At 59.7% G+C, this 20783-nt stretch carries 16 protein-coding genes; 3 read left to right on the plus strand and 13 right to left on the minus strand.

Annotated elements, in window-relative coordinates; all coding sequences use genetic code 11:
* Genes gcvH through WDO70_07015 form a run of 10 tightly spaced genes read right to left on the minus strand, consistent with a single transcriptional unit; the run spans position 1 to position 8303 of the window.
* On the minus strand, positions 1-372 hold the full coding sequence (gene gcvH, locus WDO70_06970) for a glycine cleavage system protein GcvH (protein MEJ0062934.1): 372 nt from the start codon (positions 370-372) through the stop codon (positions 1-3).
* Positions 369-1484, minus strand: a complete 1116-nt coding sequence (gene gcvT / locus WDO70_06975) for a glycine cleavage system aminomethyltransferase GcvT (GenBank protein MEJ0062935.1) — start codon at positions 1482-1484, stop codon at positions 369-371. Before gcvT ends, gcvH begins: the two co-directional genes overlap by 4 nt.
* Positions 1485-1489: 5 nt before the next feature.
* Positions 1490-2050: a hypothetical protein gene (locus tag WDO70_06980; GenBank protein MEJ0062936.1), complete on the minus strand. Its 561-nt coding sequence runs from the start codon at positions 2048-2050 to the stop codon at positions 1490-1492.
* Entirely contained in the window at positions 2037-2948 is a 912-nt protein-coding gene (gene argF, locus WDO70_06985; protein MEJ0062937.1) for an ornithine carbamoyltransferase, read from the minus strand. Before argF ends, WDO70_06980 begins: the two co-directional genes overlap by 14 nt.
* A gap of 5 nt (positions 2949-2953) precedes the next feature.
* Entirely contained in the window at positions 2954-4162 is a 1209-nt protein-coding gene (locus WDO70_06990) for an aspartate aminotransferase family protein (GenBank protein MEJ0062938.1), read from the minus strand.
* A gap of 11 nt (positions 4163-4173) precedes the next feature.
* On the minus strand, positions 4174-4953 hold the full coding sequence (locus tag WDO70_06995; GenBank protein MEJ0062939.1) for an ABC transporter permease: 780 nt from the start codon (positions 4951-4953) through the stop codon (positions 4174-4176).
* A gap of 14 nt (positions 4954-4967) precedes the next feature.
* Positions 4968-5741 carry a sulfite exporter TauE/SafE family protein gene (locus tag WDO70_07000; protein MEJ0062940.1) on the minus strand — a complete coding sequence of 258 codons (774 nt, stop codon included), beginning with the start codon at positions 5739-5741 and terminating at the stop codon, positions 4968-4970.
* A complete protein-coding gene (locus WDO70_07005) occupies positions 5723-6988 on the minus strand; it encodes an HD domain-containing phosphohydrolase (protein ID MEJ0062941.1) in 1266 nt (421 codons plus the stop codon). Before WDO70_07005 ends, WDO70_07000 begins: the two co-directional genes overlap by 19 nt.
* 50 nt (positions 6989-7038) lie before the next feature.
* Positions 7039-7977 (minus strand): glycosyltransferase family 9 protein, encoded by a 939-nt coding sequence (locus WDO70_07010; GenBank protein ID MEJ0062942.1) that lies wholly within the window; start codon positions 7975-7977, stop codon positions 7039-7041.
* The gene (locus WDO70_07015) at positions 7974-8303 is read right to left on the minus strand and encodes a YciI family protein (GenBank protein MEJ0062943.1); all 330 of its coding nucleotides are present in this window, start codon (positions 8301-8303) and stop codon (positions 7974-7976) included. The genes WDO70_07010 and WDO70_07015 overlap by 4 nt, the downstream gene beginning before the upstream one ends.
* 69 nt (positions 8304-8372) lie before the next feature.
* Between WDO70_07015 and WDO70_07020 the strand changes: the two genes are divergently transcribed.
* Positions 8373-9110, plus strand: coding sequence for an ABC transporter ATP-binding protein (locus WDO70_07020; protein ID MEJ0062944.1), 738 nt, complete (start codon positions 8373-8375; stop codon positions 9108-9110).
* On the plus strand, positions 9076-9918 hold the full coding sequence (locus WDO70_07025; protein MEJ0062945.1) for an ABC transporter permease: 843 nt from the start codon (positions 9076-9078) through the stop codon (positions 9916-9918). Before WDO70_07020 ends, WDO70_07025 begins: the two co-directional genes overlap by 35 nt.
* A 59-nt stretch (positions 9919-9977) precedes the next feature.
* Here the strand turns inward: WDO70_07025 and rpoC are convergent, their stop codons facing one another.
* The 3 genes from rpoC to rpoB are packed head-to-tail and all read right to left on the minus strand — an operon-like array spanning position 9978 to position 19470.
* A complete protein-coding gene (gene rpoC / locus WDO70_07030) occupies positions 9978-14144 on the minus strand; it encodes a DNA-directed RNA polymerase subunit beta' (protein ID MEJ0062946.1) in 4167 nt (1388 codons plus the stop codon).
* A 43-nt stretch (positions 14145-14187) separates the two neighbouring features.
* On the minus strand, positions 14188-15207 hold the full coding sequence (locus tag WDO70_07035) for a hypothetical protein (GenBank protein MEJ0062947.1): 1020 nt from the start codon (positions 15205-15207) through the stop codon (positions 14188-14190).
* 21 nt (positions 15208-15228) lie between these two features.
* On the minus strand, positions 15229-19470 hold the full coding sequence (rpoB, locus tag WDO70_07040) for a DNA-directed RNA polymerase subunit beta (protein MEJ0062948.1): 4242 nt from the start codon (positions 19468-19470) through the stop codon (positions 15229-15231).
* A gap of 521 nt (positions 19471-19991) precedes the next feature.
* On the opposite strand from rpoB, the gene WDO70_07045 reads away from it, so the two are divergent.
* Positions 19992-20474, plus strand: a complete 483-nt coding sequence (locus WDO70_07045; GenBank protein ID MEJ0062949.1) for a hypothetical protein — start codon at positions 19992-19994, stop codon at positions 20472-20474.
* Positions 20475-20783 lie beyond the last annotated feature (309 nt).

The raw sequence follows: 20783 nt of genomic DNA on the forward strand, positions 1-20783 counted from the left end.
TTATTTTTTCACCAACTCCGCATACGCTTTCTCGTCCATCAGCCCTTGCGCCTGCGCCGCATCGGCGGGCTTCAGCTTGAAGAACCAGCCCGCGCTCAATGGCGCGGCATTGACGAGCGACGGATCGGCGGCCAGCGCGTCATTGACCGCGACGACTTCGCCGTCAATAGGCGCATAGACCTCGCTCGCGGCCTTGACGGATTCGACGACGGCAAGCTGCTCGCCCTGTTTCGCCTTGCTCCCGATGGCGGGCAATTCGACGAACACGACATCGCCGAGGGAGTTTTGCGCGAATTCGCTGATGCCGCAGACGGCAACATCGCCCTCGATCCTGACCCATTCATGCTCTTTGGTGTAATATTCCTGGCTCATGATGTTTTCCTCACATAGCGATGCGGCACGAACGGCATTTTGACGATGCGCGCTGGAATTTTCCGCCCGCGCAGCGGAACAACGACCTGATTTCCGGCGACGGCGGAAGCGGTTTCAATATAGGCCATGGCGATGGCGGCGTCGAGCGACGGCGCGAAGCTTCCGCTGCTCACCTGCCCGATCACTTGGCCGCTCTCGTTTTCGACGGGCGTATGCTCGCGGGCGATGGCTTTGCCCTCCAGCATCAGCCCGACGCGGCGGCGCGGCGCACCCGATTGCATTTCATTCATGATCCTGTGCGCGCCGGGGAAATCCTGCGCGGCGCGGCGCGGCTGGCCGATGACCCAGTTCAGCGCGGCCTCGACCGGAGAAATCGTCTCGTCGAGCTCATGCCCATACAGGCATAGGCCCGCTTCCAGCCGCAGCGTATCGCGCGCGCCAAGCCCGGCAGGCGCAACCTCTTCCTCCGCCAGCAATTTCCGCCAGAAATCCGCAGCCGCCCGCGCGGCTATCGAAATCTCGAAGCCGTCCTCGCCGGTATAGCCGCTGCGGGTGATGAAAATCTTTCCGAAGCGGGGAATTTCATATTCGCCCGCATTCATGAAAGCGAGCCGCGCCGCGCCTGAGCAAAACCGCTCCATCACCGAAACCGCACCCGGCCCTTGCAGCGCGATCAGCGCCTGCGTGGGATGCAGGCTTATGCTTTCGGCGGCGGGCAGCCTGGCGCGCAAATGAGCGAGATCGACATGCTTGCGCGACGCGTTGACCACCAGAAACCAGTTCTCGCCCGCGCTATCCAGCCGGGTAATCATAAGGTCATCGATGACGCCGCCTTGCGTATTGAGCAGCAGCGAATAGAGCGTCTGCATCGGCGCGAGCGCGGCAAGATCGCCGGGCACCAATTTCGCCAGATCGGCCAAGGGGCAGCGCAGCGCAATCTGCCCCATATGGGAAACGTCGAACAGCCCGGCTTTGGCGCGCGTATGCAGATGCTCCTTGATGATGCCGGACGGGTATTGCACCGGCATATCATAGCCCGCGAACGGCACCATCTTGGCCCCCGCCTCCACATGCGCGGCATAAAGAGACGTGCGCTGCAGGAGATCGGTCATAGGGGCTACCGGCGTTTATTCAGTTTCGGCGGCGTCATGCCTTGCGACGGCGCGGCGGCGGGTTCGCCGCGATTGAAGGCCAGCTGCTCCGGCGTCAGCTGGAAGCCGACCAGAACCCGCCAGCCCTTGCCGTCGTCGGCATTGGGAATCGTGACATGCAGTTTTTCGGTGCTGTCGGCGCGTCTGTCGTCGCCGGAGAATTTGAAGACCACCGCCACATTCTGTTTTCTCACGGGAATATCCGCAGGCGTGACCAGCGCGACGAAATACGGGAATTCGACCCGGTCCACGCCCAGTTTCGGCCCGCGCTCGGCCAGCATTTTCGCGTCAAGAACGACATCGATGCCGCCCCCGTCGCTGAATTTGCAATCGCCGTCGACGCGGTCGATTTTCGCGGCGGCGACCAGCTCGCTCCGGCGCGGCTCCTCGCGGCCGAAATCGGCGATTTGCGCCAGATCGCGCACCGCCGCTATCTGCGGGCACTGGCGATCAGGCTTGGCGGAATCGTCGCTCGCGCAGGCGGCCAGCAATAGAAGCGGAAGAATGCCGAGTTTATTTATCTTCATGTTCCAGACACCATAGCATAATGGCCTTTTGCACATGCAGGCGGTTTTCCGCCTCATCCCAAACGGCGGATTGCGCGCTATCGATCACTTCATCCGTGACTTCCTCGCCGCGATGAGCGGGCAGGCAATGCAGGAAAATAGCGTGCGGCGGCGCAAGCTGCATCAGCGAGGCATTGACCCGGTAAGGCTCCAGCAGCGCATGGCGATGCGCGGCGTCGGTATTGTGCATGGAGACCCAGGTGTCGGTCACGACGGCGTCGGCCTCCGCGACCGCCTGCCGCGCGTCCTCGCCGACGGAAATTCTCGCGCCTTTCGCCTGCGCCAGCGTAATGCGTTCGCGCGAAGGGCCAAGCTCGGCGGGACAGGCGATGCGCAACTGAAAACCGAACGCGGCGCTGGCCTGGATGAGGCTGTTCAGCACGTTATTCTCGCCGTCCCCAACCCAGGCGATGGTGCGCCCCTTGGCGGGGCCGACGCGCTCTTCCACGGTCATGATGTCGGCCATCACCTGGCACGGATGCGTGGCGTTGGTCAGGCCGTTGATGACCGGTATCGTCGCTCCGGCCGCCAGTTCGTCCAGCTTATGCGGATCGCCGGTGCGGATCATCATCATATCGACGAAGCGCGACATGACCCGCGCCGTATCGCCGATCGTTTCGCCGCGCCCCAGCTGCATTTCCGCGCCGGTCAGCACCACGGCCTCGCCGCCGAGCTGGCGGATGCCGACCTCGAAAGACACGCGGGTGCGGGTCGAGGGCTTTTCGAAAATCAGCGCGATGGTCTGGCCGTTCAGGCCGCGGAAATCTTCCGGATTGGCTTTGATTTGCCTGGCCTGATCCAGGATTTGCCGCAGGGCATTCGGTTCGATCTGATCGAGGTCGAGAAAATGTCTTATCATCAACGTTATGCCTGTCCCTGAATTGCCGCGGCGACATCGTGCAAGATAGAAACGGCATCGTCAATCTGTGTCTCGGTCACGGTCAAGGCAGGCAGCAGACGGAAGACATTTTCGTTGGCGGTCATGACCAGAAGTTTCCGCTCGCGAGCGGTTTTCCGGACTTTTTCTTCCGGCACCGCGCAGCGCAGCCCCTGCATCATGCCCATGCCGCGGCGCTCGGCATAGATTTGCGGATGGCGCGCCACGAGATCGTTCAGCTTCGCCTCCAGATACCAACCCTTGCGCGCGACTTCATCCAGAAAGCCGGGCGCGGCCAGAAGATCGAGCACCTTATCCACCACCGCCATGGCCAGAGGATTGCCGCCATAGGTGCTGCCATGCACGCCGTAGGTCATGCCCTGCGCCGCCTTGGCGCTCGCCAGGCATGCGCTGACCGGAAAGCCGTTGCCGATGGATTTGGCGATGCACATCACATCGGGAACGATGCCCGCCCATTCATGGGCGAACAGCTTTCCCGTGCGCCCCATGCCGCATTGGATTTCATCGAAATAAAGCAGCAGCCCATGCCGGTCACATAACGCCCGCAAGCCGCGCAGAAATTCCGGCGACGACGCGCGAATACCGCCATCGCCCTGTATGGGCTCGATGACGACGGCGGCAGTCTGCGGCCCTATCGCGGCTTCGACCGCCGCCAGATCGCCAAGCTCGACCTGATCGAACCCGTCGGTAGGCGGCCCGAAGCCCTTGACCAGCTTCTCGGCCTTGGCAGCGGAAATGGCGGCCAGCGTGCGCCCGTGGAAGCAATTCTTGAAAGTGATAACGCGATAGCGTTCCGGCTTGCCGATGGCGCTGAAATATTTGCGGATGATCTTGATACCGAGTTCCCACGCCTCGACGCCGGAATTCTGGAAAAAGGCCGTATCGGCAAAGGTCAGATCGACAAGGCGCTTCGCCACTTTTTCCTGGAGGTGCGATTTGTAATAATTGGACGCGATCCAGAGTTTTTTCGCCTGGACATGAAGCGCCTCGACCAGAACCGGGTTGGCATGGCCGAAAGCCGTGACCGCGATCGCGCCGCCGAAATCGAGATAACGCTCGCCTTGATCGTCGAACAGATAACAGCCCTCGCCGCGCTCGAAATACACGTCGGCGGGCTGATAGACCGGCATGAGCGCGGGCATATCTTCGGGCTTGATCGGCGGATAATCGGCCATCACGGATGCCTCTAAGATTTCAGTTTATATCCCGTGCGAAACATCGCATAGGCGACGACCAGCAGCACGAGATCGGTCAGCAGCACCACGACGACACCGGTATGCAGATTGCTGTCGCCCGCGCCGACAAAACCATAGCGGAAACCGTCGATCATGTAAAAAATCGGGTTGGCGTGGCATAAAAATTGCCATTGCTCCGGCAACTGGCGCGCCGAAAAGAACGTGCCCGACAGGAAAGTCAGCGGCATGACGATGAAATTCTGCACCATGGCCATCTGATCGAATTTATCCGACCAGATTCCGCCGATGATGCCGACCAGCGCGAGCATCGCGCCGCCGAATACCGCATGGAACATGACGTAAAACCAATCATGGATCGGCATGTGAATGAGCAGCATCAGCGTCACCGCGCTGGCGACGCCCACGACCAGGCCGCGCGCGATGCCGCCGACGGTAAAACCGGTGATCAGTTCTCCGGCGGACAAGGGCGGCATGAGAAGATCGACGATGCTGCCCTGCACCTTGGCGATCACCAGCGAGCTCGACGTGTTGGCGAAAGCGTTCTGGGCAATGGTCATCATGATGAGGCCGGGCGCGATGAATTGCAGAAAGCCGACGCCCTCGACGCCGCTGGGATGATCGCCCATCGCCACGGAGAAGACCAGATAATACAGCAACGCCGTGACCACGGGCGCCGAGATCGTCTGGGCGTGGACTTTCATGAACCGCCCGATTTCCTTCGCGGTCAGCGTATAAAGTCCCTGCCAGTTGACGATGCCGAACGTACGCACATACCCCTCCACGACTACCTGAAGATCAATCTTATTCCCATAAACGCGACAGCACCCAGCATAATCGCTCTCAGTTTCCGGTCGCCCAATTTAATGGCATATTTCGCGCCGAATGTCGCGCCGAGAAATTGGCCGCCGAGGCTGCATGCCAGATAAGCAGGATCGAAGAATCCATGCATGATATAAACGATCGCCGCGCCCGCGCAGAGGAAAAAACAGGGGATTTTATCGGTGCCTTTATATTCCAGGATCGTCAGCCCGAAGAGGCCAAGATATACGTAAGCGACGAAAATTCCCGATCCCGCCGCGAAAAATCCAGCCCATATGGCGATAAGAAAATACACGCCATAGCCGAAATACCGCCGGCTTGGCGCGGGCGTGAAGCTTTCGATGCCCATATTCTTATTAAGAAATAAAAACGGCAGGATTAGCAGGATCAAGAAACCGGAGATTTGATTGAGCAGAACCGGATCGGCTTTCACCAGAATATTGGCGCCGATCATCGACCCGGCGAAAGCGAGCGCCGCCATGGGCCAGACCAGCTTCCAGACGATCTTTTGGGCTTTTTGGAATTGAATGAGTCCGCCGAGACTCCATCCGAGGCCGCCCGTCATATGCGTCGCCACGGCCAATTGCGGCGGCATCCCGGCAAGGATCATGGCCGATATGGAAATCAGCGCATTGGTGCCGCTTATGATATTGCCGATAAAGCCGCCGGTAAAACCGATGGCCAATATAAGCAGCAGAAATGACGGATGCTCCATGCCGGTTATTGCCCGGCCAGCCACTCGATCTTGTGATCCCTGAGCGCGATGGCGTTGGTCAGCGCGGCGACGACGTGGCCGTCATAGGCGCGGCCCGCGCTCTGCTGCAAGGCTTCGATCGCGACGCGGATCGACATGCTGGGACGATGCGCGCGGGCGCTGACCAGCGCCACGAAGGCGTTGGCGACGGTGACGATGCGCGCGGTGATCAGGATGGCGTCGCCCTTCAGGCCGCTCGGTATCCCGCTGCCGTCATAGCGCTCCATCACCTGCCGCAGCGTGGGAACGACCGGCTGGGAAAAGCCGATCAGCGCGAGAATGTCGGAGGACGTCAAAAGACTTTCCCGCACCTGCTTCAATTCGTCGGGCGACAAAGCCGTGGTCTTGGTGAGGATGGCGCGGGGCACGAGAACTTTGCCGAAATTCATCAGCAGCCCGGCGATTTCCGCCGTTTCGACCTGCACGGCATCGAGCTGCAATTGCTCCGCGACCGCTCGCGCGATCTGGCCGACGCGCACCGAATGGCCGGCGGCGAAAGGATCGCGGCGGTCGACGACCGCCACCAGCGTATCGATGACCTGACGGAACATGCGCTCGCGGGCCTCGCGCTCCACCAGCAGGCTGGTGACATCTTCCTCGCTGATCATCGTCGCATTGATCATGTTGGAGATCGACGGCATCGGCACGGCATGCAGCTTGATGAAGCGGGTCTGTCCGTCTTCCTTGACTTTGCTGATGGTATCGATCGGCTCCCCGGTTTGCCGCACATGCTGAAGCAGCGGGAGAATCCGAAGCACATCGGATTCCGGGAAGGTTTTCTCGAACGGCCGCCCGACAATGTCTCCGGCGGGAAGGGCGACGCTTTTAGCGGCATGGCTGTTGATGAACCACAGCCGGTCTTCCCCGTCGATAATCAGCGTCTTGCCCGGCCTGTGATCGGCAATCAGCCGCATGAGGTCCTGGTGATAATGCTGCCGGTTCTGCAGCCCGGCGATCTGATTATGGAAGCTCGCTTCCGAGCTGTAATACACATAGCGCACCGCGACGATCGCGGCGGTCAGGCCGAAGACAAAAATCGGCGCCACGACAAGGAAAAGCCGCTGCATAAGCTGGCCGTCTTCTATGTCGCTTTTCTGGGACGCCCAATTGAACAGATCGACGATTTCGAGTCCGCTCAAGACCAGAAAAAGCGGGCAGGCCAGGAACAACAGCCACCATACCAGCGGAGGTTTGGCGGAAACCGTTTTGGTTGCTAGAAGTCCGGTTGGCATGGGCAACTTTAAGGTGAGACGGGAAATCCACCGTTCTTGATACAGAAAGATTATTGACGGTTCTTTAACAAACCCTGCACGGATTCCACGACGGTTGCAACCGGCAGGCTATCCATGAGATTGGGGGCCGCGGCGCCGGGATGAGGCAGGCGGGCGAGCAATTCCGCCGTGCTTTCCGGGGTACGAAGCGCAATCCCTCCCCAGGGGCCATAAATCTTCTCATAGCCGGGACCGAACAAGCCGAGGGTCGGCACCCCCATCGCCGCGGCAAGATGCATAAGCCCGGAATCGTTGCCGATGAAGACCTTGGCCCGCTGGAGGCATGCGGCGGCGAGAGATAGCGACCCGCCGATGATCTCAATGCGCTGGCTCGCGGGAATTGCGTTCAGGACGGGCAAGATCGCGTCCCGTTCATGCGCGGCGGCCAGCACCATGACCCGATTGCCCGCCAGCGCCGGATCGCCCAGCAGCGTCGCGACCAGAGCGGCGAATTTCTCCGCCGGCCATTGCTTGGGATACCAGTTCGCCGCCGGGCCGAGCGCGATGATCGGCGCGCCGGAACCGACCAGATCAGCCGCCTGCCGGTCGACGGCGGCGCTGACCCATATTTTCGGGGCGGGCGGCGGAGCCAGCGCCATGACGGCAGCGTTTTCCAGCACCTTGTGCGTATTCTCGTCGCCGCCGCGGTGAAGATATAGCTTGCCGTGCCGCAACAGGCGGCTCACCAGGCTGTTGCGCAGATCGACGATAATATCCCAGTGGAACGGCGCGCAGCGCCGCCACAAATGCCACCAGTGCCGGTTCCAGCTTTGCTTGGGCATCGGGATGATCTGCTCCAGCCCCGGCAGACCCTCGAACAAATCCACGCATAGCGGGCCGCAGGCCACGGTGAATTCCGCGCTTGGATACGTATCGGCCAGATGCCTCAGCAATCCCGTGGACAGGATCGCGTCGCCGATGCGGTTGGCTGAGATGAAAAGGATTTTCATGAGAGTGATGACGCCGTGATCTTTTCGAGAATGTTCTGGAATGACGGCCCTACGCGGCATTCCACGACTTCCGTTTCCTTCCAGACCTGTCCCGTGACATAAGGCTCCTCGCGCAGCCACCCGTCAAGCGCCTCGCGGCTGGCGAAATCGCATAACAGAACCGAGCCGCACATCTTACCTTCGCCGTCGAGCAACGCCACGCCCATGAGAAGATTCCCCGACGCGACGAGCTTGTCGCCAAGCGCGATATGCGCCGCCCGCGCCGCCATTCTGCGCGCTAGCGCATCGGCGTCTTTTCCGTCGCGACCGATAACGATAAATTGCATTTTCCGTCCTGCATAGGCAAAGTGATTGGCGTTCTCTGTAACCCATCTTCTGTCGTCTGTCACCCGGTCATGCAACCCGCTATTATCGTTAAAGGCCTGCGCAAGGAATATGGCAATGTCGTCGCGGTGGCGGGGCTGGATTTCACGGTCAAATGCGGCAGTATTACCGCGTTGCTCGGCGGCAACGGAGCGGGAAAAACCACGACCATAGGCATGCTGCTGGGCATATTGCTGCCGACGGCGGGAAAAATCACCGTCCTGGGCGCGGATATGCTGCGCAACCGTTATGCCGTCCTGCCGGACATGAATTTTTCGTCGCCCTATGTCGATCTGCCGGGACGGCTGACCTTGCGCCAAAACCTGACCGTTTACGCCCATCTTTACGGCGTGCCGGAGCCGGGCCGGCGGATCGGGGAGCTGGCGGCGGATTTGCAGATCGTCTCATTGCTGGAAAGGCCCTACGGCCAGCTTTCCGCCGGGCAGAAGACCCGCGCCGCGCTCGCCAAGGCGCTCATCAACCGGCCCAGACTTCTATTGCTCGACGAACCGACAGCCTCGCTCGATCCCGATACCGCCGACTGGGTGCGCGGCTATCTTCACGATTACCGGCAGAAGACCGGCGCGACCATCCTGCTCGCTTCGCATCATATGGGCGAAGTCGAGCGCCTGTGCGATCATGCCATCATGATGCGCACCGGGGAGATCGCGGCGGAGGGCAGCCCCGCCGAGCTTATTGTCTCCTACGGCAGAACCAACCTGGAAGAGGTGTTCCTTGACATCGCCCGAAACCGCCGCAATCCGGCCTGAAACCACGCGCCACGGCGGCGCGTCGCGCCGCATCCTCGGCATGGTGCTGCGGCACTATTACCTGCTGCGGGGATCGATCCCCCGGCTGGTGGAATGGTTCTATTGGCCGATGCTCAATATCCTCATGTGGGGCTATTTGAACAAATTCCTGTATCTATCCCGCGCCACGCCGCTGCTGACGTTCGGCATCCTGCTCGGCGGCGCCATGCTGTGGGAAATCGTCATCCGCGGCCAGATGGGCGCGATGAAAGTCACCTTCGAGGAAATGTGGTCGCGGAACCTGACGCAATTATTCGTCAGCCCCCTGTCGCCGTCGGAATTCCTGGTCAGCCTTGTCGTCATCAGCTTCCTGAGCACGACGGTCGCCTTGATTCCCTGCACGATCGCGGCAAGCTGGGTTTTCGGATTCTCGATCTTCGATCTCGGCTGGCAGCTCGGCGCGTTTTACTTCATGCAGCTCATGACCGGATGGTGGATGGCCGCGTTGATGGCGGCGCTGCTGGTGCGCTACGGCCTCGGCATGGAATGGATCGTCTGGATGTCGATATGGATTCTGGCGCCGATTACCGGCTGCTATTATCCGGTCACGGTTCTGCCGGAATGGCTGCAACATATTTCCTGGCTGCTGCCGCCTACTTATATTTTCGAGGGCATGAGGCAGATTCTGAACCACCAGACTTTCGACGCCATGCTGCTGCTCAAAAGCCTGGGGCTTAATATTCTATATCTGGCCGGATCGTGCGGGATATTCCTATACGCTTTCGACGCCGCGCGGCGGCACGGCAGCTTGCTGCAGGCGGGGGAGTAAGCGATGTCCCCTTCCCTGAGGGAAGGTTACACCGCTTTGCTCATCCATCTTATGCTTAATTAAGCCACGTCTTTCCTCTGCTGCTCGGCAAGCGCCGTCTGCTGCTGCTTCTCGCGATCCAGCTTGTCGGCCTCGGCGTCGCGCGACGCGGCGATGTGCCGCAGGCGGTTGACGACGCTGCCCGTGCCCGCCGGGATGAGACGCCCGACGATGACGTTCTCCTTGAGGCCTTCGAGCGTATCGCTCCGTCCCGCCACGGCGGCTTCGGTAAGGACGCGCGTGGTTTCCTGGAACGATGCCGCCGAGATGAAGGACTTGGTCTGCAAGCTGGCCTTGGTGATGCCTTGCAGCACCGGCATGGCCTTCGCCGGAACCAGGTTTTCTGCCGCCGCCTTGGCATTGATCTCGTCGAACTCGAACCGGTCGATCTGCTCGCCGATCAGGCAAGTGGTTTCGCCGCCATCGAGGACTTCGACCTTCTGCAGCATCTGGCGAACGATCACTTCGATATGCTTGTCGTTGATCTTCACGCCCTGCAGACGATAGACCTCCTGAATTTCGTTGATGAGATAGTCGGCCAAAGCCGCCACGCCCAACGCGTTCAGAATGTCATGCGGCACGAGGCTGCCGTCGATCAGCATATCGCCGCGCTGAACCATGTCGCCTTCCTGCACCGCGACATGCTTGCCCTTGGGGACGAGATATTCACGCGGCGCGATGGTTTCGTCGGCCGGACGGATGACGATCCGACGCTTGGCCTTGTAATCCTTGCCGAACTCCACCTTCCCGTCGACATCCGCGATGATGGCGAAATCCTTGGGACGGCGGGCCTCGAACAGTTCCGCGACGCGCGGCAAGCCGCCGGTGATGTCGCGGGTCTTCGAGCCTTCGCGCGGAATACGCGCCAGCACGTCGCCGGCCTTGACCGGAGCGCCGTTCTCGATATTCAGGATCGCATCGACCGGCAGGAAGTAACGGGCTTCCATGCCATTCGCCAGCTTGATGACCTTGCCTTTGTCATCATGCAGGATGATGCGCGGACGCAGTTCCGCGCCGCGCGGCTGCTGCCGGAAATCGATGACCTTCTTCGAGGAGATGCCGGTCGCTTCGTCCATGACTTCGCGGATCGAAACGCCTTCCATCAAATCGGCATATTGAGCGCTGCCTTCGCGTTCGGTGATGATGGGAAGGGTATAGGGATCCCACTCGGCCAGCTTCTGGCCCTTCTTGACCTTGGCGTTCTCGTCGGCAAGCAGCTTGGTGCCGTAGGGAACCCGGTGACGCGCTCTTTCGCGCCCCATATCGTCGAGCAGGACAATTTCGCAATTGCGCGCCATGACGATAGGCCGTCCTTCGCTGTTCATGACGACGCTGCGGTTCTTGATCTGCAGCTTCGCGTCGAACGCGGCCTCGACCGAGCTTTGTTCCGCGCCGCGCTGCGCTGCGCCGCCGATGTGGAAGGTACGCATGGTAAGCTGCGTTCCAGGCTCGCCGATCGATTGCGCCGCGATGACGCCGACCGCTTCGCCGACATTGACGGGGGTGCCGCGGGCAAGATCGCGCCCATAGCATTTGCCGCATACGCCGGTCAGCAGCTTGCAGGTCAGCACCGAGCGGACTTCGACCATGTCGATGCCGGCCTTCTCGATCTGATCAACATGAGGCTCTTCGATCAACTCGCCCGCATTGACGATCACCGAACCCTTGGCATCGACGACATTCACCGAAGCGGTGCGTCCGAGGATACGCTCGCCGATGGGCGAGATGATCTCGCCGCCGTCGATGACAGCGCGCATCTTAAGCCCGTCGGCGGTACCGCAATCGACCTCGGTGATGATCGCGTCTTGCGCGACATCGACGAGGCGGCGGGTGAGGTAACCCGAATTGGCGGTTTTCAGCGCTGTGTCGGCAAGACCCTTGCGCGCGCCGTGCGTGGAGTTGAAGTATTCGAGAACCGTCAGCCCTTCCTTGAAGTTCGAGATGATCGGCGTTTCGATGATCTCGCCCGAAGGCTTGGCCATCAGGCCGCGCATGCCCGCGAGCTGCTTGATCTGCGCCGCGGAACCGCGAGCGCCCGAATGCGCCATCATATAGACGCTGTTGATCTGTCCCTGGCCGGTGTCGCTGATGCCCTTCATCATGGCGTCGGCGACCATTTCCGTGCAGGACGACCAGACGTCGACCACCTTGTTGTACTTTTCGCCCTTGGTGATCAGGCCGTCCTGGTATTGCTGTTCGTATTCCTTGACCTGATCCTGAGCTTGCTTGATCAGCTTACCCTTAGTGACGGGAATGACCAGATCGTCCTTGCCGAACGAGATTCCGGCGCGGCAGGCATGACGGAATCCGAGTCCCATCAGCCTGTCGGCGAAAATCACCGTTTCCTTCTGCCCGCAATGGCGGTAGACGGCGTCGATGACGTTGGTCACGTCCTTCTTCGTCAGCACGCGATTGATGGACTCGAAAGGCAGCTTCGGATGACGCGGCAGGATTTCCGACAGCAGCATGCGTCCGGCAGTCGTTTCCACGCGCGTGATGGAGGGCTTGCCCTCGGCATCGACGCCGTGATAACGCGCCTTGATGTTGGTATGCAGCGTGATGACCTTGGTTTCCAAAGCCTGCTGGATTTCCCCGATATCGGCGAATGCCTTGCCTTCGCCCGGCTCGCCATTGCGCTGCAGGCTGATGTAATACAGCCCCAGCACGATATCCTGCGACGGCACGATGATCGGCTTGCCGTTCGCGGGGCTGAGGATGTTGTTGGTCGACATCATCAGCACGCGGGCTTCAAGCTGCGCTTCCAGCGACAGCGGAACGTGAACCGCCATCTGGTCGCCGTCGAAATCCGCGTTGAAGGCGGTGCAGACCAGCGGATGCAGCTGGATCGCCTTGCCTTCGATCAGCACGGGCTCGAACGCCTGGATGCCGAGACGATGCAGCGTCGGCGCGCGGTTGAGCAGCACCGGATGCTCGCGGATCACTTCTTCGAGAATGTCCCAGACTTCGGGACGCTCTTTTTCGACCATGCGCTTGGCCGCCTTGATGGTGGACGCCATCGCGTACAATTCAAGCTTGGCATAGATGAACGGCTTGAAGAGCTCGAGCGCCATTTTCTTCGGCAGCCCGCATTGATGGAGCTTGAGTTCCGGGCCGACGACGATGACCGAACGTCCCGAATAATCCACGCGCTTGCCGAGCAGATTCTGACGGAAGCGACCTTGCTTGCCCTTCAGCATGTCGCTGAGCGATTTCAGCGGACGCTTGTTGGCGCCCGTGATGACGCGCCCGCGGCGGCCATTGTCGAACAGCGCGTCGACCGACTCTTGCAGCATGCGCTTTTCGTTGCGGATGATGATATCCGGGGCGCGCAACTCGATGAGCCGCTTCAGGCGGTTATTGCGGTTGATGACGCGGCGATACAGATCGTTGAGATCGGAGGTCGCGAAACGGCCGCCGTCGAGCGGAACCAGCGGACGGAGTTCCGGCGGAATGACCGGAACGACATCCATGATCATCCATTCGGGGCGCGCGCCGGATTCGGCGAAAGCCTCGACGGTCTTCAGCCGCTTGACGAGCTTCTTGCGCCGCGCATCGGAACTGGTGGTGCGCAATTCCTCACGCATCTTGATCTTTTCAGCGTGCAGATCGATGCCTTGCAGCATCATCTTGACCGCTTCCGCGCCGATATAAGCTTGGAACGCGTCTTCGCCATATTGGTCCTGGGCGTCGAGATATTCCTCTTCGCTCATGACCTGGCGCATCTTGAGCGGGGTCAGCCCCGGCTCGAGCACGATGTGGCCTTCGAAATAGAGAACCTTTTCGATTTCCTTCAGCGTCATGTCGAGCAGAAGGCCGATGCGGCTCGGCAGCGATTTCAGGAACCAGATATGCGCGACGGGCGCGGCAAGCTCGATATGCCCCATGCGCTCGCGGCGCACCTTCTGCAGCGTCACTTCGACGCCGCACTTTTCGCAGATGATGCCGCGATACTTCATGCGCTTGTACTTGCCGCACAAGCATTCGTAATCCTTGATCGGCCCGAAGATGCGGGCGCAGAACAAGCCGTCGCGTTCCGGCTTGAAGGTACGGTAATTGATGGTTTCCGGCTTCTTGATTTCGCCGTAGGACCAGGAGCGGATACGCTCGGACGAAGCGATCGAGATGCGAATCTGATCGAAGCTCTGCGGCGCGCTTTGCTGATTAAAGATATTCATCAACTCGTTCATCGAGCATGTCTCCTGGCTACGAAAGAATTATCTCAAACCGGCATCAGCCGACTGAAGCAACATTGGATTGAATAGCACGAATGGGCGGCGCGCGATCCACCCGAACCGGCGCGACAACAGACTGTTGCATGTTAGCATTGGCGGCCTCACGGCGCGCCGCCACGGCTTCCTGCATGGTTTCCGACGCCCCAAACAACATCTGTATGCCGGGCACATGCTGCAGCGACATGACTGCCCAAGCAGGCAATTTTACCAACGCCACGTCTTGCGGCTTGTTACCTTCAGAGAAGGTCGTCGCATAACCACTAACGACGCCTCTGCTCTTCCCGACAAAATCACGCAATTCGTCTGCGGACTGTTTCGAAGAAACTGGCGGATTGATAGCCATGCGAACCAGTACGGTCTTTGCTGCCGATTGGGCTACGCGTTGTACGGCTTCCGATATGAAGACCTCTTGATTTGGCACAGACGGCGCAGAAGCCGCCATCGACGCCACCGGCGAAGACCTTTTGACTTCGGATATCTCTTCGGTGACCTCGAAGTCGAAGGCCGGATCTTCTTTTACAGCCGTCTGGACGGGCGCAACGGCAACAACCGATGCGGCCTTAGGCCGGTCGACTTGGAATGTGATGCCATGCGCGGCGTCTGCCACCATGTCCTGCCAGCCGGAGACGGAACGGTCGATTTCCGACATATCGGCCTTGCCCTTATTGTTCATCGTCAGAACAGGAAATTCGGCAGGCGCTGACAATTCCTTCACCCGGCCCCACTGCGCAAACCCTTCCATTTTGTCCAAGGGTATTTTCATATGGAGCAGTTCGCGGGCTTCGCCGTTGGGATCCTGCACACTTCCATAATTGACGAGGGTGGCGCCTGTATCCTGCGCGTACTGCTGCACCTGCCACAAGGTCATCTCCGGCGTTACGCCTTCCTTGGGCCGCAACTCGACAACGACGGGCGCCGCCCAATTGGGCATGACGCCATCGTTCGCAATCGTCAGATTGAGGACGAACTCCGCCATCCTGGCGGAATAAGGCACTTCTCGCTTTTCTTGCGTAGCCATGATCATCCCCTCCCTGTTCCGTTAGCCGTTCGCCGCGGGCGGCAAAGCCGGAAGCGGCTGGTTGTCGTTATCGCCAGCCTCCACCAATTGCTGCATCGCCAGTTCGACATTGAGACCGAGCGAGCGCAGTTCCTTGACGAGGACGTTGAACGATTCCGGCACGCCGGCCTCGAAATTGTCCTCGCCGCGCACGATAGCCTCATAGACCTTGGTGCGTCCCGACACGTCGTCCGACTTGACGGTAAGCATTTCCTGCAAGGTGTAGGCCGCGCCGTAGGCTTCCAGCGCCCAGACTTCCATTTCGCCGAAGCGCTGTCCGCCGAACTGCGCCTTACCGCCGAGCGGCTGCTGCGTGACCAGCGAATAAGGCCCGATGGAACGCGCGTGGATCTTGTCGTCCACGAGATGGTGCAGCTTGAGCATATAGATATAGCCGACCGTCACCTTGCGGTCGAAAGGCTCGCCGGTGCGGCCGTCGACCAGCGTCATCTGCCCCGAATGCGCGACGCCGGCCAATTCGAGCATCCGCACGATATCGTCCTCGCGGGCGCCGTCGAACACGGGGGTCGCGAACGGCACGCCCGGCGTCAGATTGCGGGCGAGTTCGATGAACTCATCGTCGTCGAGATCGGCAACGTCGCGCTTATAGCCTTCATCGCCATAGATCAGCTTCAGCTTGGAGCGCAGGTCGGTAATGGCTTGCTTGCGCGCGCCACTTTGCTCATAGGCTTCCATGGCCTGGCCGATCTGGCGTCCGAGATTCGACGCCGCCCAGCCGAGATGGGTTTCGAGAATTTGCCCGACATTCATGCGGCTGGGCACGCCCAGCGGATTGAGCACGATATCGACCGGCGTGCCGTCTTCCAGATACGGCATGTCTTCGGACGGAACGATGCGGCTGACCACGCCCTTGTTGCCGTGGCGGCCCGCCATCTTGTCGCCCGGCTGCAGCTTGCGCTTCACCGCGACGAAGACCTTGACCATCTTCATCACGCCCGGCGGCAATTCGTCGCCGCGCTGCAGCTTGGACACCTTGTCCTCGAAACGCTTCTTGAGAGCGTTGATCTGATCGTCGAACACTCTGCCCGAGCGCTCGACCTGCTCCATGGCTTCGTCGTCTTTGATGCTGATCTGGCGCCATTGGTTGTGCGTGTAATCATCCAGCAAGGCTTCGGTGATGGCTTTATTGACCGGGAAATTCTTCGGGCCCGCCGAAGCTTTCTGCCCCGCCAGCAATTCCTTGAGGCGCGAGAAGAAGCTGCGCTCGAGAATGGCCTTCTCGTCGTCGCGATCCTTCGCAAGACGCTCGATTTCGGCCCGCTCGATCGCCATGGCGCGTTCGTCCTTATCGATGCCGCGCCGCGAGAAGACGCGCACTTCGACGATCGTGCCGCTGACTCCGGGAGGCAGCCGCAGCGAAGTATCGCGCACGTCGGCGGCCTTTTCGCCGAAAATCGCGCGCAGCAGCTTCTCTTCCGGCGTCATCGGGCTTTCGCCCTTCGGCGTTACTTTGCCGACCAGAATGTCACCCGGATTGACCTCGGCGCCGATGTAAACGATACCGGCTTCGTCGAGATTCTTGAGCGCTTCTTCGCCGACATTCGGAATGTCGCGGGTGATTTCTTCCTGGCCCAGCTTGGTATCGCGCGCCATGACTTCGAATTCCTCGATATGGATCGAGGTGAAGACATCGTCGCTGACGATCCGCTCCGAAATCAGGATCGAATCTTCAAAGTTGTAACCGTTCCAGGGCATGAACGCGACCAGCACGTTACGTCCGAGCGCAAGTTCGCCGAGCTGCGTCGAAGGGCCGTCGGCGATGATGTCGCCTTCCTTGACCTGATCGCCGACTTTGACGAGCGGGCGCTGCGTGATGCAGGTGCTTTGGTTGGAGCGCTGGAACTTGCGCAGGTTGTAGATATCGACGCCGGGAGCGGCCGCGTCGGCGTCCTCGGTGGCGCGGATGACGACGCGGGTGGCATCGACCTGATCGATGATTCCGGTACGCTTGGCAACGATCACCGCGCCGGAATCGCGGGCAACCGCGGCTTCCATGCCGGTGCCGACCAGCGGCGCGTCGGTGCGGATCAACGGCACCGCCTGACGCTGCATGTTCGATCCCATGAGCGCGCGATTGGCGTCGTCATTCTCAAGGAACGGAATCAGCGCCGCGGCAACCGAGACGATCTGCTTGGGCGACACGTCAATGAAGTCAATGGTGTCGGGCGTCGTCATGATATAGTCGCCGGCTTTGCGCGCGCTGACGAGTTCGGCGACGAATTTTCCGCTCTTGTCCAGTTCGGCATTGGCCTGGGCGATAGTGAACTGGCCCTCTTCCATGGCGGAAAGATAGACCACTTCGCTCGTCACCTTCATGCTCTTGACGCGGCGATAGGGGCTTTCGATAAAGCCGTACTGATTGACTCGCGCATAGGTGGCCAGCGAATTGATGAGGCCGATATTCGGACCTTCCGGCGTTTCGATGGGACAGATGCGCCCGTAATGCGTCGGATGCACGTCGCGGACTTCGAAGCCCGCGCGTTCGCGCGTCAAGCCGCCCGGCCCAAGCGCGGACATGCGCCGCTTATGGGTGATTTCGGACAGCGGATTGGTTTGATCCATGAACTGGCTGAGCTGCGACGAACCGAAGAACTCGCGCACCGCGGCGGCGGCGGGCTTGGCGTTGATCAGGTCGTGCGGCATCACGGTGTCGATCTCGATCGAGCTCATGCGCTCGCGGATCGCCCGCTCCATGCGCAGCAAGCCCAGACGATACTGATTTTCCATCAACTCGCCGACCGAGCGGACGCGCCGGTTGCCCAGATTGTCGATGTCGTCGACTTCGTTGCGGCCATCCTTGAGATCGCAAAGAATTTTCAGAATCTTGAGAACGTCTTCCTTGCGGAGCACGCGCACCTGATCGTCGGTCTTGAAGCCGAGGCGCGAATTCATCTTCACGCGCCCGACCGGCGACAAATCGTAACGCTCCAGGTCGAAAAACAGGCCGCGGAACATGATTTCGGCGGATTCCAGAGTCGGCGGCTCTCCCGGACGCATGACACGATAGATATCGATCAAGGCTTCTTCGCGGGTGGTATTGCGGTCCGCCATCATGGTGTTGCGCAGATAGGCGCCGACATTCAAATGGTCGATCGCCAGCACGGGGAATTCCTTGATCCCGCCCTCTTCCAGCTTTTCGATGGCGGCGGCGGTCAATTCGTCGCCCGCGTCGAACAGCACCTGGCCGGTCTTTTCGTCGATCTGGTCGGTCGCGAGATAGCGCCCGATCAGCTCTTCGGTCTTGACCAGGATATCCGAAACGCCTTGTTCCTGTAATTTCTTGCCGAGGCGCGGGGTCATTTTCGTGCCCACTTCCGCCACTTGCTTGCCGGTCTTGGCATCGACAAGCGGGAAAACCAGCTTGACGCCCTTCATCTGCTCGGCATCGAACTTGGTGGTCCAGCCGTTCTTGGCGCGCTTATAGACGATCTGGCCATAGAAGGCGTTCAGGATTTCTTCCTTGCCCATGCCCATGACTTCATGCGGCGCGAGCGGCTTGCCTTCTTTCTGCCGCTTGGCGCGAAGCTTCTCGGTTTCGGCGCTGTCGAGCGCGTACAGCAAGCTCGTCGCCGGCAATTTGCGGCGGCGGTCGATGCGGACATGCACCAGATCCTTGGCGTCGAATTCGAAATCCAGCCACGAGCCGCGATAAGGGATGACGCGGGCGGAAAACAGGTATTTGCCCGACGAGTGGGTTTTGCCCTTGTCGTGATCGAAGAACACGCCGGGGCTGCGATGCATCTGGCTGACGATGACGCGCTCGGTGCCGTTGACGATGAAGGTGCCGTTGTCGGTCATGAGCGGCATGTCGCCCATATAGACATCTTGCTCCTTGATGTCGCGGATCGAACGCAGGCCCGTGGTTTCATCCACGTCGAATACGGTCAGGCGCAAGGTAACCTTGAGCGGCGCGGCGTAAGTCATGCCGCGCTGCTGGCATTCCTCGACGTCGTATTTCGGCGCTTCGAGTTCGTAGGAAACGAAATCGAGCACGGCGCGCTCGGAGAAATCCTTGATCGGGAACACCGATTGCAAAACTTCTTGCAGCCCCATCTTCTGCCGGTCGGCATGCAGGATATGCATCTGCAGGAAATTGTCATAGGAGCGGCGCTGCACCTCGATGAGGTTCGGCATCTCGGCTACTTCGGGGATACGCCCGAAACTGCGCCTGATGCGCTTGCGGCCGGTGAAGCTTTTGTTCAATGCAATGCTGTTCGCTTGTGCTGGCATGAGCGTCCCTACGTCCGGCATCGCCACAAAGGCAATGCGCAAGTCATCGATATTCGCTTTCCGAGCAACCAAGCAAAAATTTTTGCTGAAAAATCGAAAGCAAAAAGCCGCGCAGGCGCGTGACCGTTCCCGATCCAGCACCGCTGCGTGGTTGATTTTATGCTTCAGCTGCTCATAAGTCGGTGCAATATCGCGAATCTTAGGGGTCTGCGCAAGGAGAATCTTGATCCCTATAAAGATTCTATGTTCCAAGGCGTTCATTTAAGATTTTTGGAGGCGACCGCATATATACTTATGCGTGTGAGCTTCCTAAAAAGCGCGGAATTCCGCGAAAATTCAACCAAGGCTTGCCATAACTTGATTTGTCTCCCAGGCAAAATTCATGTATAAACGGCCTTTCCATGAGGTAGTTTGAATGGATCGGCAGAAAAGCCATCTTCAGCCTTCAGATTCTTTCGCAACCGCGCGCTGTACCCGGCCAAGAGCGCCGGATTTTGGCTCCGCCTTATCAAAGTCCGGCGGCGGCAATGAGCAGTAAATCGAACCCTCCGCGACTGCTTGCGTTATCTTCCGATCCTGAAATTATCATTCACGAAACCGACATTCTCTCCCTGCCACTAAGATATCAGAGAATTATAAGTGATTTCAAAGAGATAGCTGTAGCCATTGCCAAGCAAGCCAAACAAAAAACTCCTATCTATGAATTTTACGATTTGCCCGACGACCATACGCGCATGAGGGAAATGCTGGAAAAAAGCGTCCTTGGCCAGCAATTGCTGGCCCATGGCGGCGAACGCGCGATACCCGTACTCATGGCTTACGCCAAGAACAAGACCAGCATTCTCGGCTGCTACGATACCGTGGAAGACGGCATCGTCGTCGTCAACAGCGGCGATGTCGAGAATGCCATAACCGAAGGGCATGAGCTGGCGCACTCTCAAATTCCTGAAAATACAGGGGCCGCGCAACGATTATAAGGACAAGGGAACGCTGGCGGGGCCTGCTTACGGCATCCTCAATGAAGCCACGGCGCTGGCTAGCGATCATATCGTTAAGCGGCAGATCGAAAACGCCCTCATCAGCCCAAAGAAAGTGCCGCTGTCTCGCGAAGAAATTTACGCGAAGCGCGGCAAATTTTTGTCAATGTCACCACCGATGAAGCGGAAGCCCGGTCATGCGTGGGGGACTATCTGGTTGACAACAAGCTGGCCTATCCTCAACCGAATGCCTTGGTCTATGTCGAAAGGGAGTTCGGCGCAAACTTTGTCGACCGCGCGATAGCGATA

The organism is Alphaproteobacteria bacterium, assembly GCA_037200005.1.
In the GTDB taxonomy this organism is placed as follows: Bacteria; Pseudomonadota; Alphaproteobacteria; order UBA9219; family RFNS01; genus JBBCGY01.